The sequence below is a fragment of the Paraburkholderia sp. RCC_158 genome (assembly GCF_041355255.1).
Classification (GTDB): Bacteria; Pseudomonadota; Gammaproteobacteria; order Burkholderiales; family Burkholderiaceae; genus Paraburkholderia; species Paraburkholderia graminis.
The window spans coordinates 226,728-240,967 of record NZ_JBFUPM010000007.1 but is presented as its reverse complement, the minus strand read 5'-3'; the positions used below and the strand labels follow the sequence as shown (position 1 = coordinate 240,967).

The window sequence follows — 14,240 nt, the reverse complement described above, 5'->3', positions numbered from 1 at the left end:
GACGCTTCAGGTATTGACAGGTGAATGAGCCGCGCGGATGCCCCGCGCCGCATAGACGCGTGCATCGCGCACGGTCGGCAGCAGGAAGCGCGCTTCGCGCAGCGCCGCATAGTCGAGTTCGCCGACCACCAGTTCTTCGTCGGTCGTCGAGCCCATCGCGACCGTGTTGCCGAACGGATCGAGAATGCGCGAGCCGCCCCAGAAACGCAGCATGCCTTCGGTGCCGATGCGATTCGCCATGACCACCGCGACCCCGTACGTGACCGCATAGAAGCGCAGGTTCAGTTCCCACGCGGACGGATTGTCGAAGCCGCCGCCCACCGCTTCGCGCGCGGAACTGATCGGCGCGGCGAGCAGCGTGACGCCGTCGCACATCAGGTCGTGAACGAGCGCGGGGTTCCACAGGTCGTTGCAGATCGGCGTGGCGACGCGCCAGTCGCGGTCGATGCCGAACGCGCCGAGATCCGCTCCCGGCGCGTAATAAAGGCCATCGCGCAGCTTGCCGTAGGTCGCCAGTTGAATCTTGCGATGCACGTGCACGATTGCGCCTTCCGTCACGCTCGCCTGGCTGTTGTAGAACTGGCCACCAGGCGCTTCTTCGATAAAACCAAACGACGTATGGAGACCAACGCTCGCTTGCGCAAGCGCCGCAATGGCCGGGTGATCGACACGCATTGCAAGCTGCAGCGCGTCCTTGCCCGCGCTATGGCCGCATAGGGACAATTCCGGAAAGAGCAGCATCGCGACGCCGCGCCGGCGCGCTTCGTCGATCATGCTCAGATGCTTGCCGAGGTTGGTGTCGAGATCGCCATACGAACTGTCGATCTGCGCGGCCGCGACTTTTAGCGCGCCGTCTCGCGGCGCTTCGGGGGAAGGCGAAGGCATGTTCTCGTCTCTCTGATCTGATCGGGTCGCGTGCGTTACAGCAGACCGGCTTGCTTCAGGAAATCATGCGAGACTTCGCTGAACGATTTCTTCTGCACGTCGACGGATGCGTTCAGGCGCGCCATCGTCGGTGCGTCGAGTTTTGCGGACAGCGAGTTGAGGATCGGCCCGAGCTTCGGATTGGCGTCGAGCGTCGCCTTGCGGATCACCGGCGTGAGCGCGTAGGACGGAAAGAAGCCCTTGTCGTCCTTCAGAATGACGAAGTTGAATGCGGGCACGCGGCCATCGGTCGCGAAGACGAGCGCGATATCCACCTGACGATCCTTCAGCGCCTGATACGTGAGGCCGGAGTCCATCCGCTTGACCTCGTCCTGCGAAAATTCGAAGCCGTACAGCTTTTGCAGCGGACGCAACCCGTCGGGGCGCGCATAGAACTCCGAATTGGACGCGAAGGTCAGCGTCTTGCCTGCTTTAATCGCCCTTGCAAGATCGCTCAGGGTCGCGATGCCCAGCTTCTTCGCTTCGTCCTGATTCATCGCGAACGAGTACGTGTTGTTCGCACGCGAAGGGTCGAGCCATACCAGGCCCTTGCCTGCATCGAGTTCCTTGACCTTCCTGTAGGTGTCTTCCGGCGACAGGCGGTCATTGATCTTGTTGTACGTGATGAGCGACGTGCCCGTGTATTCCCAGTACACGTCGACCTGTCCATTCTCTTGCGCCGAGCGCAGCACCGCGCTGCCCAGGCCATCCTTCTTCGTGACGGTGAAGCCTTTTGCCTGCAGTAGCTCCGTGGTCATTTCGGCGAGCAGTTGCTGCTCGGTGAAGTTCTTGCCGCCGACCACCACGCTGGCCGCCGCGCAACTGATGGCCCACGAGGACGCAAAAGAGAGAGCGACGAGCGCGCAGGCCCGCTTGAAAAAAGTAGTCTTCATGATTTCCTCGGAAAACGCGTATGCGTGGGATGGAACTAGCGTTGGGAAGCGACGCCTCGCGACACGAGATGCACCTGCATCTGTCCGACGAGCACGTCTGTGAGAACCGCGAGGACCGCGGTTGGAATAGCGCCCGCCAGCAGCATCGAAAAGTCGTTCATGTCGATGCCGGTAAAGATCAGTTCACCGAGCCCGCCGCCGCCGACGAGAAACGCGAGCGGCGCGGTGCCGACGGTAATGGCGAGCGCGGTGCGAATGCCCGCGAAGATCACGTACAGCGCATTGGGCAATTCCACCTGCCATAGAACCTGCGCAGGCGTCATGCCCATGCCGGTGGCCGCTTCGATCAGCGCACGCGGAACCGCGCGCAGACCTTCGAGCGTGTTGAGCACGATGGGCAGCAACGTCGCCACCCACAGCGCGAAGATGGACGGCCATCGTCCAATGCCGAGCACGCTCATGGCGAGCGCGAGCAGCGCGAGTTTGGGCACGGCCTGCCCCATGTTCAGCGTCTGCATCAGCGCCTGAGCGACGCGAGCCTGTTTGCCCGACTCGCGGCTCAGATAGATGCCGAGCGGCACTGCGACGACGATCGCGAGGCTGCCCGCGATGGCGACCATCGTCATCTGCGCGATGGACTGGTAGACGATATCGCTGCGATATTGCGCGATCGACGCGAGCCAGTTGTGCCAGTTCTCCGCGCGGGCCTGCAGCGGCGCAGCGCACGCGAAGAGGACTGCGCAGCGTGAAAGCAGTGTTCTCATGTTTTTCATGCGCAGACCTCCGCGGGCAAACGCAACATGTCGACGATATGCGCCTGGTTCACGTAGCCGACGAAGCGGCCCTCGTCGTCGACGGTGGGCAGCCATGCTTGTCCGAGCGCGAACATCGACGAAATCACGCTGCGCAGATCGTCGCAATCGCGCGCCACGCCGCGCATGGGCCTGGCATGCGCCGCCGTCAGCGTGCCGTCTATTGCCGCGAGTTCCGCCGCGCCGAGATAGCCCTGCGGCTTGCCTGCGGCATCGAGCAACACGATCTGCTCGACGCCGTGCCGCTCGAGCAGCGCCCGCGCTCGAACGCTGCTGTCGCCTACCCGCGCGGCGCACTCGCAGGCGGACAAAGCATCTTTTGCACGCACGAGGCGCAGCCGCTTCAATGCCCGGTCCGCGCCGACGAAGCCGGCGACGAACGGACTAGCGGGCCTCGCGAGAATCGTGTCCGGCGTATCGAACTGTTCGAGCCGGCCTGCGCGAAAGATCGCGATGCGGTCGGCCATCTTCACGGCTTCGTCGATGTCGTGGCTCACGAACATGATCGTCTTCTTGACCTGCTGCTGGATGCGCAGAAACTCGTCCTGGATCAGCTCCCGATTGATCGGGTCGATCGCGCCGAACGGTTCGTCCATCAGCATGACGGGCGGATCGGTTGCCAGTGCGCGCGCGACGCCGACGCGCTGCTGCTGCCCGCCGGACAGATCCTTCGGATAGCGCGACAAATAGATCGACGGATCGAGTGCGACGATCTCCAGCAATTCGGCCGCGCGGCGCTTCGCTTTCGTCTTGTCCCAGCCGAGCAGACGCGGCACCACGCTGATGTTTTCCTCGACCGTCATGTTGGGAAAGAGCCCGATCTGCTGGATCACATAGCCGATCTGACGGCGCAATTCGACGACTTCGAACTCGTCCGTATCGCGGCCGTCGATGAAAATCTTTCCCGACGTCGGCTGGATCAGACGGTTGATCATTTTCAGCGTGGTCGTCTTGCCGCAGCCCGACGGGCCGAGCAAAACGCAGATTTCACCCGCGCCGACTTCCATGTCGATGCCGTCGACCACCGGGGCGCTGGCGCCTTCATAGCGCTTCGAGATGCTGGAGAGCTTGATCATGGTTATTGCGCGTGATGAGGAGATTTACGGAACGACGCCCACGCGCCGAGACGCACTGCAAGCCTGCCGGTACGCGACGGGCTGCGAAGGCCCTTCGGCGTCAACAGGCGCTGCACCCAGCCGAGGCCATAGTCGGCGGCGATCGCCAGAACGCTCACGAGAATCGCGCCGGCAATCAGCTGACGCGGGTCCGACTGCGAGATGCCGCGACTGATCAGCTTGCCGAGGCCGCCCGCGCCGATATAGGCGGCGACGGCGGCAATGCCCACATTGATCACCACGGCCATGCGCACGCCCGCCATGATGATGGGCAGCGCAATCGGGATCTCGACTTTCCACAGACGCTGGCGCGTGGTCATGCCGATGCCGCGCGCCGCTTCGCGCAGCGCCGGATCGATGTTAGTGATCGCCGTGTACGTGTTGCGCACGATCGGCAGTTGCGAATAAAGGAAGAGCGCGATGACCGTCGGCAGAAAGCCGATGCCCTGGCCGATCAACGACAGGACCGGAATCATCAGACCGAATAGCGCGACTGACGGAATAGTCATCAGGATCGCCGCGAGGTACAACACCACTCTCGCGGCGCGCTCATTGGCCGTGATCGCGATGCCGAGCGGCACGCCGGTGAGGATGGCAAAACCGACGCCCACCCCGACGATCTCGATGTGCTCAACGGTGAGCCTGATGATCGACGCAAGGTTGTCGATCATGAAAGCAAGGGTATCCACGTTGTCTCCGTTCCGCTGTTGCGTGTCCGTGTGCTTCGCCACCGGGCAAAGATATCCGGACAAAACCCGGAACCCTTCATCTGCATTCGACGTCGTTTGTCACGGAAGCGACATCGCGATTGAGCCGTGGTGCGTTTCCCTTGCGGCACGGGGAACGGGCTATGCATCGCTAAGGGTTATCCCCGTCCTTTAAGCGACAGGTCGGTGCGGTGACTGAATCAGGAAGAAGCGAGAAGAGGCGCTGGCGGCGGGCAAATCGGCGGGCAACTAAGCGCATGGTTGGCGAGGTCGCCCATGACCAGGCGCGGCTTTGCGTTACCTTCCCTGCTGGCGCCAGACGCTGCGCAGCGTGAACGTGGCAAGCGCGCCTGTGACGAGCGCGGTGAACAGATAAAGCCCCGCCGGACCCGCGAGCGCCATCGTCGCGGAAGCGAGAGTCGGGCCGGCGCTCGCGCCGACGGAGAAGATCAGCAGAAGGCCGGCGCTCACGGCGATGCGCTGATCGGCGGGAATGCAGTCGTTCACATACGAGGTCACGACGCCGTACATGGAAAAAGCCACCGCGACATAGAGGTAGCCGAAGGCCCGGACCAGAGCGCCGTCGCGCAGCAGAAACAACAGCACGCTCAGCAATCCGGCGATGACCGCGAGACACAACAACACCTTGCGCCGATCGAAGCGGTCGGCGAGCCGTGCGACGGGCCATTGCGGCACCAGCGCGGCCAGCAGCGCGAAGCCCATGAAATGCGACACCTCCGGCACCGGATAGCCGAGGCGCCGCATGAACACCGGCTGCATCGTATAGAACGCGCTATTGAGCACACCCGCCGACAGGCACGCGAGCACGCCGAGCGGCGCCCAACGGTAGATGGTCTGCAGCCCCGACAGTCCGCGCGCGAGGCGAGAGCCGCAGGACGCAGCGGCCGCCTCGAGCGCGTGGCCGGGTGCGGGCGCGGTGCCTGCCAGCGCGACGGGAATCAGGGACGCCGCGAACAACGCGGCGACCGCGCTGAAGAGTTCGAAGCCGCCGGGGTCCGCGAGTCCGATCAGGAACTGTCCGGTGCCGACGCCGAGATAATTGGTGATCAGATAAGCCGAAAATACGCGGCCGCGTTGAGCGTTCGTCGCGACCTGATGCAACCAGCTTTCGACGATCGTAAAGATGCCGACGAGACAGAAGCCCGTTACGAAGCGCAAGGCCACCCACATCGAGGCCGCGCTCCACACCGCATAGCCGAGCGCGCAGCATGCCGACGACGCAGCCAATGTCACGAATGCGCGGTGATGACCGACCCGCGCGATGAGCGCGCCACCGTACAGCGCGCCGAACAGGAAGCCGACGTAATACGCCGACTGCACCACGCCCATCACGATCGACGGCGCCTGCTGCTGCGAGAGGCGCAGCGAGATGAGCGTGCCCAGCAGGCCGTTGCCGGTGATGAGAATCGCGTAGCCGAGAAGCAGGACCGCGGTGGAGCGCAAGCTTCCAAAGGCCGGCTCGCGTGACTCGACAGCGGCAGCGAGGGGCGCGGCCCTTTCTCCGCAATCGGCGAGCGGTAGCAAGTCCGTTAAAGAGGACGTGCCCGTTGGTTGACACACAGCCGGTTCCGGTGCCTGTTTCATTCGTGCTGAGTCTCGTTCGTCCTGCGCGGCACCGTTTAGCGACGTTGGGGCTTTCGAGTTCCGAATGTAGCGGTCCGCCGCCTCGCCGGCATATCGCGAATGCGACGTCGGTTAGCAGCATAACGACATTATGTTTTGCGCTTCATCGCGCTGCGCGCCTTCGGGTCCAAACACCGGAGCGTCAAGCGGTGTGAAACGCGGCGCCGCTCTTCCGCGGTGGCACAAAAGGGACACCGGCTGCGATCGGCAAATCAATGAAAAGAGGCCGGAAAAAAGGCCTGTTCGCCACGTAACGCGCGCACACCGCCGATAGAATTTCGTCCTATAGGCAGTTACACACCGCCACACGTTCGACTCCGGTCGGATCGCTTTTTCACATCGGATTTCCGGTTAATTCAGCATGACACGGCTTGCACGGCACTACGTCCCAGAACAACCGCAGCACGTTATCTTGCAGGGGTTCACGGGGCACGCGTTTTTGGATGAAGGCGACTATCTGTACTTCATCGCCTGCCTCGCAGACGCAGCGCGCGTCGCCGGTCTGGCCGTCCACGCGTGGGTCCTGATGCCCGACGCGGTACAGCTGCTCGTCACGCCTTCCTATGAGTCGAGCCTGGCGATGGCGATGCAAGCGGTCAGCCGCCGCTATGCCGAGACCTTCAACCGACGCCACGGACGCCGCGGCATGATCTGGCGTGGCGGGTACTCGGCGACAGTGATCGAGCCCGAGCGATACTTTCTGCTCGCGAGCCACGTCATCGATCATGCGCCGGTGCGCAACCGCCTTGCGGCTGAGCCAGGACAATACCCGTGGTCGAGCTATGCGCACCACGTCGGGCTGCGCATCGACAGGTTCATCAAGGAGCATCCGGTCTACCGGGCGCTCGGCGATACGCCGATCGAGCGCCACGAGGCTTACCGCAATCTGGCCGCGCAGCGTCTTGACGATCACGACGTCGATAACCTGATGCAGTCGACCCTCGAAGGCTGGGTGCTCGGCGGCGCCGCGTACTGCGAATGGGCGGCGCAGACCGCGAATCGGCGTTTGATGCCGCTGTTGCTACGCGACCGGCAGCCGAAGGTGCGCGCGACGCGCGCCGTCGCGCATCGGACGAATGAAAAGAAACATGAGCGAGGAACGAACGTCGAACTATCGCAGCCAACGTGAGGCTGCGATTGTGGTGATCGCCCGCTGAGGTCCACGACCCCGCGCGTCGCCGCCCTTTCTTACACGCCTTCCACTAGAACGGCGCGATACTTGGCGCCCTTGAATCGATGCTGTGCGACTTCCTGATACGCAGGGCTGTCGTACCACGCACGCGCGGTCTCAGTCGACGGAAACTCGACAATCACGACGCCCTCCGGCGCGTCACCCTCGAGGACCTGCTGAGGTCCGTATGCAGCCAGAATCTTCACGGGATGACCTTTGAAGGTCTCCCCCACCTTGCTTTGGTAGATGTCGAGCTCGTCCTGAGCCTGCGTGCTTTCCTTCGTGAAGACAATATAAGTCGGCATGGCGTACGCTCCTGAGCGTGGAATAGAGGCGGATACGATGATGCCATGAAATTGTGGCGGGGCTCGGGGGGTGGTGGGGGTGGTGGGGTGGCGGTGGTGGGGTGGAGGAATGCCGGGGGTTCGTAGACGGGTGGTCGTGAGGCGGTAGGAGGTGAGGCGTTACGCGATGTGCGTGTTAGCGTCGGACGCAGATCGGTCCTTACCTGCCATCCGCATTTGAGCTAGGCAGCAGCTGTTGTCCGAGTCGAACGGACATTCAATCACACTGAATCGACCGTACGTACTCGACTTGCTCTATCCGCGCGTGTAGTTCTCGCATAACGACTACATCAATCCGGACTTCGAAGCACAGTAATTTCCGCGGCGGCTCAGGAGATCAATTCGGCCGTCTAATGGTCTAAGGCATCATCTGACATCGCGGATGTTTGATGCGCGAATGATATCGAGAGCAGGCAAACCCACATTTTGACCACAGCGATGTCCAACTCGCGACTGCCGGTGTTTGGGAATCCGGCGCAGTTGTTGTTGGCGATGACTCTACGTCGATGGTGCCCGAAGTCCACGCCGTGCCTAACGTCCGCCATTAGCTGCCGCCATTTCAAAGTTCACAATCACCGCTTTGGCTTTTCGCGCGTTTTTCTCTTAGGAGCGTTAGCCACAGATTGGGCGGCAATGGAAGGCGGTGATGCTGACATGCCATGGCAAGGATGGGCCAATGCCCTAGCCTGATGGCAGACAACTTGTCGAAGGAGGTAGATTGAGCGCACTCGTCCGCCACGATTTTCAGCGCGCTTTCAGCGTCGGCGGTAATCGGAATATTGCCTAGTGAAATTCCGTGATTGCCGCTAGCCGTGTAAATACTGTCCTCACTGTCATCGGCAGCCAGCCAGAACTGCATGTTGCAATGGGCGAGGTTCTTTGCTGCAAAACTGGCAAGGTATGTTGCACTTTCATCCTCACCGAACGAAGACGCCCAAAGCGAAAGCAGCGGGTACAGAGTGCTGCCCTTAGTCTGCGCTTGACGATAATCGTCCGCATTTTCGCGAGGATGGGCGAGTAAAGAGCGGTAGTCGGAGTAGATAGTGGGATAGCGGCTGTTCGACCTGAATGCGAACGTCGTCCGCTCAATGATGTTAGCCGCATAGTTGGCTGCTGCCTTACTCCAATCGCCTAGCATCGTGAGGAATACAAGCGCTAGCGCGATCTCGATCGACTGCTCATCTGCTACCGGTGTAAGAAGGATCGGATTGTTTCTGATGAGTTGGATGATCTTCTGCGCGAGTTCGTACGCTTCCGGGCAGTCCCAATCATCCCGAGACGTCGGCAGCGAATCGAGTCCCGCAGCAAACCAGAGATGCCACAGCCCCCGCATTGCAATCCGACCGAGCAATTCAAAAAGCTTCAGGTTGACGTCTACCGACGATGCGGATTCGACCGCCATCGAGATCGCATGCTCCTTGTCGACGAACGGGAGGATCTTGCGTCCTAGCAGCTCGTCCCCAATCAGAAAGTGAAGCTTCACCAGCTCCGCGAAGGCCAAGCCGACGTCTTCCGCCGCCTTGGTCGAATTCTCAACATCGTCACGGATGAGGTTCCACGCCAAAAGGAGAGACAACTGGCTGGCTCGGTACGGACCTTCGACGTTCTCGGCGTCTCGGGCCCAGACGAATTGGACCCATAGGCAGATATAGATTTGCCGCACAATCGTCGCCCGCTGCCTCGGGGTCGTGTCCGAGACATCGCAAAGCCCTCGCACGAGCGCTGTGAAATGCTTGAACGCGACCTGTGGCTCGTCGATCATGGCAACGGCCTTCTGGAAACTGTTGCGCAGACCCTTGTCGACCAACTGCTCGCGAAGAACCCCGTCAACGAGCAGGCCGGCCATGTAGTCGCCGTTCCACTCCGCGAACGATATGCCGTCCCTCGTATGCCGTTTGGTGAACTGCGTGACGCTGTCGCGTACGGCCTCCTGAATTTCGCCTCCGAAGCAAAGGCAGATCACGATCTCTAGCTTTGCATACGCTTCGGGAATGCGTGTCGGGATGTAGACGTCGAGGATATCGTTGATCGAACTGCGCATCGCCTGAGGATTGCCATCCCAGTCAGCGCGGGTCAGATCTCCCTGTTTGATCGAGAAGAGGAACAACTTTCGACGGTCGTCGCCGTCTTTGCCGACAGCCGCAACGTCGACTCCATACTGGCGGGTTCCGACCGTCGGCCGGGAGATCACCGTATACCCGAGCTCGCTTAAGAGGTCTGGGAGGACGGCATCGAGCTCCTTCCGCTCCTTGAGTGAGGCCAGATACTGTCTGAAGACCAGCTTCATTGCGGTGGCTCCTCTGACTGGAACGTTAAGAGCATTAACTGAAGTCCGATGGGATCGACGATGTCGACTCGGGGCATCTCAAACGACGTACTTACGCTGCCCAGCTGTGTTTCGATCCGGTGAGGCTTTTCGCCAGGTAGACCGATCCAGCTCACCGCGCGATTGCCGTACAGCATCATCGACTCGGTTGCGATCTGTGTGAAGATGGAATCCTTTCGGGCCTTCCTCATTGCGTCTGACATACTGTCCGTGCGCCGCTCCCACTCAAGCTGTCGCTCGTGTTCGGACGGGTGCAGTTCAGGCACCCGTCCGGGCGCGTTCAGACCCTCGAGATAGATGTCATGTGCGTCAAGCACACGCCGCGCCATTACCGCGGCGGAATCGTTCGCATCGTCGGCGACCGACACGAGATACTCCCTCGATGCGCGCTCATAATTGCGCAGGACGGGATCGATCAGCAGCTCTTCGACCTTGATGGCCGCTGCCATCGACGCTGTACGAAGCAGCGAAGTTAGCAGTGATACCATGAGGAGCGGCTTCAGGAAAAAGCTTGCTATAGCCTTGCGCGCCAAATATGGATATTCCGCATCGCTCAATCCGTAGCGAGAGAAGTCGACCGAAAGCGCTCGCTCGTCCCGGCCAGCGTCAAACATGGCGCTGTCCATCGCACTGCACAGGCGGTAGTCCCCGTTGAGCAGCCATGCAACCATCCAGTCCGCAAGAGCATGGCCCGCATCTTCGACGACCGCGCGCACCATCGAATCCAGGCTCTTTAGTTCGAAGACGTCCTCGGGCCGGGTGAGCAGCTTCTCGACGATTTCACGCACTGGATCAACTTCTCCCGCCTTGACAAGTTTCGAGAGCGCCATGTCAAGCAGGTCGATGGTCCGGTTGTTCTGGCCTGCAACTCCGAGAAGCGCGTGCAGAAGCTTCTTCCGCAGATCCTCGGTCAAGAACTCAGCTTCGAAGGCAAGAATCCTGGCCGCAAAGTGCAGCGTCTGGCTCCCTCCTTCAGCGACAGCTATGGCGGCGATCCGCTCAAGCTCCGCGACGCGCTCGGCCGGTGCGCCTTTAGCCTTGGTCGCCGCGGCATAAAGCAGTTGCCCGCGGAACGCGTCGTTGTCGTTGGCACCTTGTGCCGCCGCGAGTGCAACTAGTAGACGGTCCCACTCAGCAGCGTCCGGCATCTCGATTTGGCCCAACGCACTGAGCGCGCTTAACCGCTGCCGCTCGGTGCCGCTTTCTAGAAACGCATAGGCACGCCTCATGAAGAGTGCGTGGTCGACCTCGACGCCGGTTTTGATGGCGATGACAAGATAGCTGTCTGCGTTCGGAACGCCTTCGTCGATTAACGCAAGCAGATCCGCGGGTCGCGTCGATTCGGCTCCGCACCACGCGGCGAACTTTTCGATATGGAGACCGGCCGCCATGTCGTCGCCGCCGCCAACTCGAAGAACCTCGACGACGCGAAGCATTTCCCTGACCGATCCCGAAATCGTTGGGATTAGCCGCTCGTAGACATGCTGCCCAACGAAGAACCGTGTTCCCTGATGACGCTCGACTACCTCTGGTGTAATGACAGCGAGCAGATCGATTTCGCCCGTGTTGTGCATTTCTATGAGCAGCCCGATCATAGGACTGTCGTCTTTCAAGCAAACGCGACCGTACTCGTTGAATAAGGCGTCGACGAGCGTTCCATCAGCCGCCCTCGCCAGTATTTCACTTCTGTCTAGAGCGCACACGTTACTCATCTTGGACCATGTCGAAGGGGTTCGTTCGTTGCGTCAGTACCAGTCCGATTTGCGCATATCGCGTCATCATTGGGCCCGAGGTCGAGCGGCCATTCAACACCACCAACGCTTGTTGGAAACGCACACACCGCATCACCGTGATTGGGCACTACAGCAGGCATTATAAATAGGGGAATGTAAATGGCCTCGCCGCGACATTAACTCCCGAGTTGGAGCGATGCGGGGAGGAGCGACTCAATGGTGAGAAACGATGCTGAATGGACTTTCCGCTACTCAGTATGCTTGCGCCGAGCGACGTAATACGCCGATGATCTGCCGGACCGCATTTCGCCTCAGTGTACGCTATCCGAACTGGAGCCGGCGACTGAATGTCATAGACCGAGAGGCTCGAACGGCGGCAAACGGCCCTTCCGTGCGTCACGACAACCGCATCGGCCACCCGAAGCCAGATAACCGAGATTGGCAGCCGTCCGCCCGCAACAGCTGTTCACCGGGTGTAGGAAACGTCCGAGCAAAAACCGGAGTAGACGAAAACGCCTCACAAGCGATGCTTGTCGCTCCGAGACGTACCAAAGATGACCGCCCCAAAAACATGCAGCTACGCTGCGTAGCTAAACAGAGCTCCTCATTCAACAAGCCCCCCAAAACCCGCATCCGCGTGAAATCACGACATCCACAAACGTACGATATTCTTCTAACGTAGGTTCACGAGAGCCTGACGCGTTCGCTCAAGAATGGACGCTCGACGCACTCTCGCGAATCAGTGCAATCCTCGAACCTTGTACCGGTCCTCTAACCGAACGGCGCGCGCGATGCGCAAGCGCAACGAGACAACACCATGACCCTCACCCAACCCGTCATTTCCGCATTCACCCCGACCGGCAAACTACGCGCGTCGATCAACCTAGGCAATCCGATCCTCGCCAACAAGGACCCGCAAACCGGCGAGCCGTTCGGCGTTTCCGTCGATCTCGCGCGAGCGTTCGCGAGGCAGCTCGGCGTCGAGCTCGAACTGGTGGTGTTCGACGCCGCGGGCAAATCGGTGCAGGCCGTCAGCGAAGAGCGCGCCGACTTCGGCTTTTTCGCCGTCGATCCGTTGCGTGGCGAGACCATCGCATTCACGGCGCCGTATGTGCTGATCGAAGGCTTCTATCTGGTGCGCGACGACTCGCCTGTGCGGACCAATGCGGACGTCGATCAGCCGCATAACCGCGTCGCGGTCGGCAAAGGCAGCGCTTACGATCTCTTTCTCACGCGAGAGTTGAAGGCCGCGCAAATCGTTCGCGCGCCGACGTCGCCGACGGTCGTGCAAACGTTCCTCGAACAGGGACTGGAAGTCGCCGCGGGCGTAAAGCAGCAACTCGAAGCCGATGCGCGAGCCGCTTCCGGGCTGCGCCTGCTCGACGAACGCTTCATGGTGATTCAACAGGCGATGGGCACGCCGAAAAGCCGCGGCGAAGCGGCCGCATCCGCGCTGCGCAGCTTCGTCGAGGAAATGAAAGCGTCCGGGTTCGTCGCCGAAGCACTGGCGCGACATGGGATTGCGGGAGCGTCGGTCGCACCTGCATCGCCGGATTGATCGATAAGTCCGCGCGTCGCGTGGCCGACCCACCTAGCGCCGCGCCCCTTTCCTGCGCGATGTGCGTCGAGCCGGCACCACTGAACTGCGCGCTGCGGCCGCGAGAATCCATTTCTCGAATGCGATGACCGCGTCGTCGCGGGCCCGGTCGGTGTTCACGACCAGGGTGTAATCGGGTCCGCGCCCCGCCGGCTCGGATATCGGACACACAAGACGCCCGGTCGCGATGTCGCGCTCGATCAGCGGCAGCGATGCCAACGTCACGCCGAGCCCTTCCGCCGCCGCGCCGAGTTGCAGAAAGACATGATCGAAGTCGAGATGGCCCGCGCCCTGCAAGCCCGGCGCGCCGGCCTCGCGTAACCAGTCGGACCATGCCGTGCGCGTGCTCATCGAGTGAAGCAGCGTGTGATTTCGCAAATCGGCAACCGTCCTGATCGGATGGCTTTGCAGCACCGCTGGACTACAGGCGGGCAGGCGCAGGTCGGGCATCAGCGGCGTCGACGTGAGGCCCGCTGCGTCCTCGGGTCCCGAACGCACGCCGATGTCGAACGCGCCGCCGACATAACGCAGCTTGCGTGAGGTTGTCGAAAGCCGCACATCGATGTCCGGATAAAGAGCGCGGAAATCGGTCAGACGCGGTATGAGCCAGCACAACGCGAAGCTCGCCAGCGTATTCACGCGCACGACGCCGGTAACACGACGCGTAATCGATTCGTGGCGCAGCCGCGTGACCGAACTGCTCAGCCGCGAAAACGCACCTTTGACATCATTGAGCAGAGCGGCGCCCTCGTCGGTCGGGACGACGCCGCGCGAGCGCCGCTCAAAGAGAGGCACGCCGAACCAGTCTTCCAGCATTCGGATCTGCTTGCCGACCGCCCAGTGCGTGACGTGCAGATCGCCCGCCGCCGCAGCGAAACTGCCCAACCGCGCGACCGCCTCGAAGTGCCGCAACGCATTCAACGGAGGCAGGTTTCCGGCGTGCATACCCGTGCGTTCGTCTATGTCCATGTGGT

The 14,240-nt window shown here is 61.5% G+C and carries 12 protein-coding genes; 2 read left to right on the top strand and 10 right to left on the bottom strand.

Annotated elements, in window-relative coordinates:
* Positions 1–6 precede the first annotated feature (6 nt).
* The 6 genes from AB6809_RS16580 to AB6809_RS16555 all read right to left on the bottom strand — a co-directional run bounded on the left by AB6809_RS16580 (position 7) and on the right by AB6809_RS16555 (position 5,915).
* Positions 7–885, bottom strand: coding sequence for a nitrilase-related carbon-nitrogen hydrolase (locus tag AB6809_RS16580; protein WP_006048301.1), 879 nt, complete (start codon positions 883–885; stop codon positions 7–9).
* Positions 886–920: 35 nt separating this feature from the next.
* Positions 921–1,817 carry a glycine betaine ABC transporter substrate-binding protein gene (locus AB6809_RS16575; protein ID WP_006048302.1) on the bottom strand — a complete coding sequence of 299 codons (897 nt, stop codon included), beginning with the start codon at positions 1,815–1,817 and terminating at the stop codon, positions 921–923.
* 35 nt (positions 1,818–1,852) lie between these two features.
* On the bottom strand, positions 1,853–2,590 hold the full coding sequence (locus AB6809_RS16570; protein WP_371026874.1) for an ABC transporter permease: 738 nt from the start codon (positions 2,588–2,590) through the stop codon (positions 1,853–1,855).
* On the bottom strand, positions 2,587–3,705 hold the full coding sequence (locus AB6809_RS16565; protein ID WP_029969899.1) for an ABC transporter ATP-binding protein: 1,119 nt from the start codon (positions 3,703–3,705) through the stop codon (positions 2,587–2,589). Before AB6809_RS16565 ends, AB6809_RS16570 begins: the two co-directional genes overlap by 4 nt.
* Before the next feature lie 2 nt (positions 3,706–3,707).
* The gene (locus AB6809_RS16560) at positions 3,708–4,433 is read right to left on the bottom strand and encodes an ABC transporter permease (protein WP_029969901.1); all 726 of its coding nucleotides are present in this window, start codon (positions 4,431–4,433) and stop codon (positions 3,708–3,710) included.
* A gap of 315 nt (positions 4,434–4,748) precedes the next feature.
* A complete protein-coding gene (locus AB6809_RS16555) occupies positions 4,749–5,915 on the bottom strand; it encodes an MFS transporter (RefSeq protein WP_244230973.1) in 1,167 nt (388 codons plus the stop codon).
* Positions 5,916–6,456: 541 nt separating this feature from the next.
* On the opposite strand from AB6809_RS16555, the gene AB6809_RS16550 reads away from it, so the two are divergent.
* Positions 6,457–7,224 (top strand): transposase, encoded by a 768-nt coding sequence (locus AB6809_RS16550; protein ID WP_035570241.1) that lies wholly within the window; start codon positions 6,457–6,459, stop codon positions 7,222–7,224.
* Between the two features lie 59 nt (positions 7,225–7,283).
* Here the strand turns inward: AB6809_RS16550 and AB6809_RS16545 are convergent, their stop codons facing one another.
* The 3 genes from AB6809_RS16545 to AB6809_RS16535 all read right to left on the bottom strand — a co-directional run bounded on the left by AB6809_RS16545 (position 7,284) and on the right by AB6809_RS16535 (position 11,531).
* A complete protein-coding gene (locus AB6809_RS16545) occupies positions 7,284–7,571 on the bottom strand; it encodes a DUF1330 domain-containing protein (RefSeq protein ID WP_029969905.1) in 288 nt (95 codons plus the stop codon).
* Positions 7,572–8,169: 598 nt separating this feature from the next.
* Entirely contained in the window at positions 8,170–9,897 is a 1,728-nt protein-coding gene (locus AB6809_RS16540; protein ID WP_029969907.1) for a hypothetical protein, read from the bottom strand.
* Positions 9,894–11,531 (bottom strand): hypothetical protein, encoded by a 1,638-nt coding sequence (locus AB6809_RS16535; protein ID WP_310034555.1) that lies wholly within the window; start codon positions 11,529–11,531, stop codon positions 9,894–9,896. Before AB6809_RS16535 ends, AB6809_RS16540 begins: the two co-directional genes overlap by 4 nt.
* A gap of 955 nt (positions 11,532–12,486) precedes the next feature.
* Here AB6809_RS16535 and AB6809_RS16530 point away from each other — a divergent pair.
* On the top strand, positions 12,487–13,227 hold the full coding sequence (locus tag AB6809_RS16530) for an ABC transporter substrate-binding protein (protein ID WP_029969909.1): 741 nt from the start codon (positions 12,487–12,489) through the stop codon (positions 13,225–13,227).
* Between the two features lie 33 nt (positions 13,228–13,260).
* Here the strand turns inward: AB6809_RS16530 and AB6809_RS16525 are convergent, their stop codons facing one another.
* Positions 13,261–14,235 carry a LysR substrate-binding domain-containing protein gene (locus tag AB6809_RS16525; protein ID WP_029969912.1) on the bottom strand — a complete coding sequence of 325 codons (975 nt, stop codon included), beginning with the start codon at positions 14,233–14,235 and terminating at the stop codon, positions 13,261–13,263.
* Positions 14,236–14,240 lie beyond the last annotated feature (5 nt).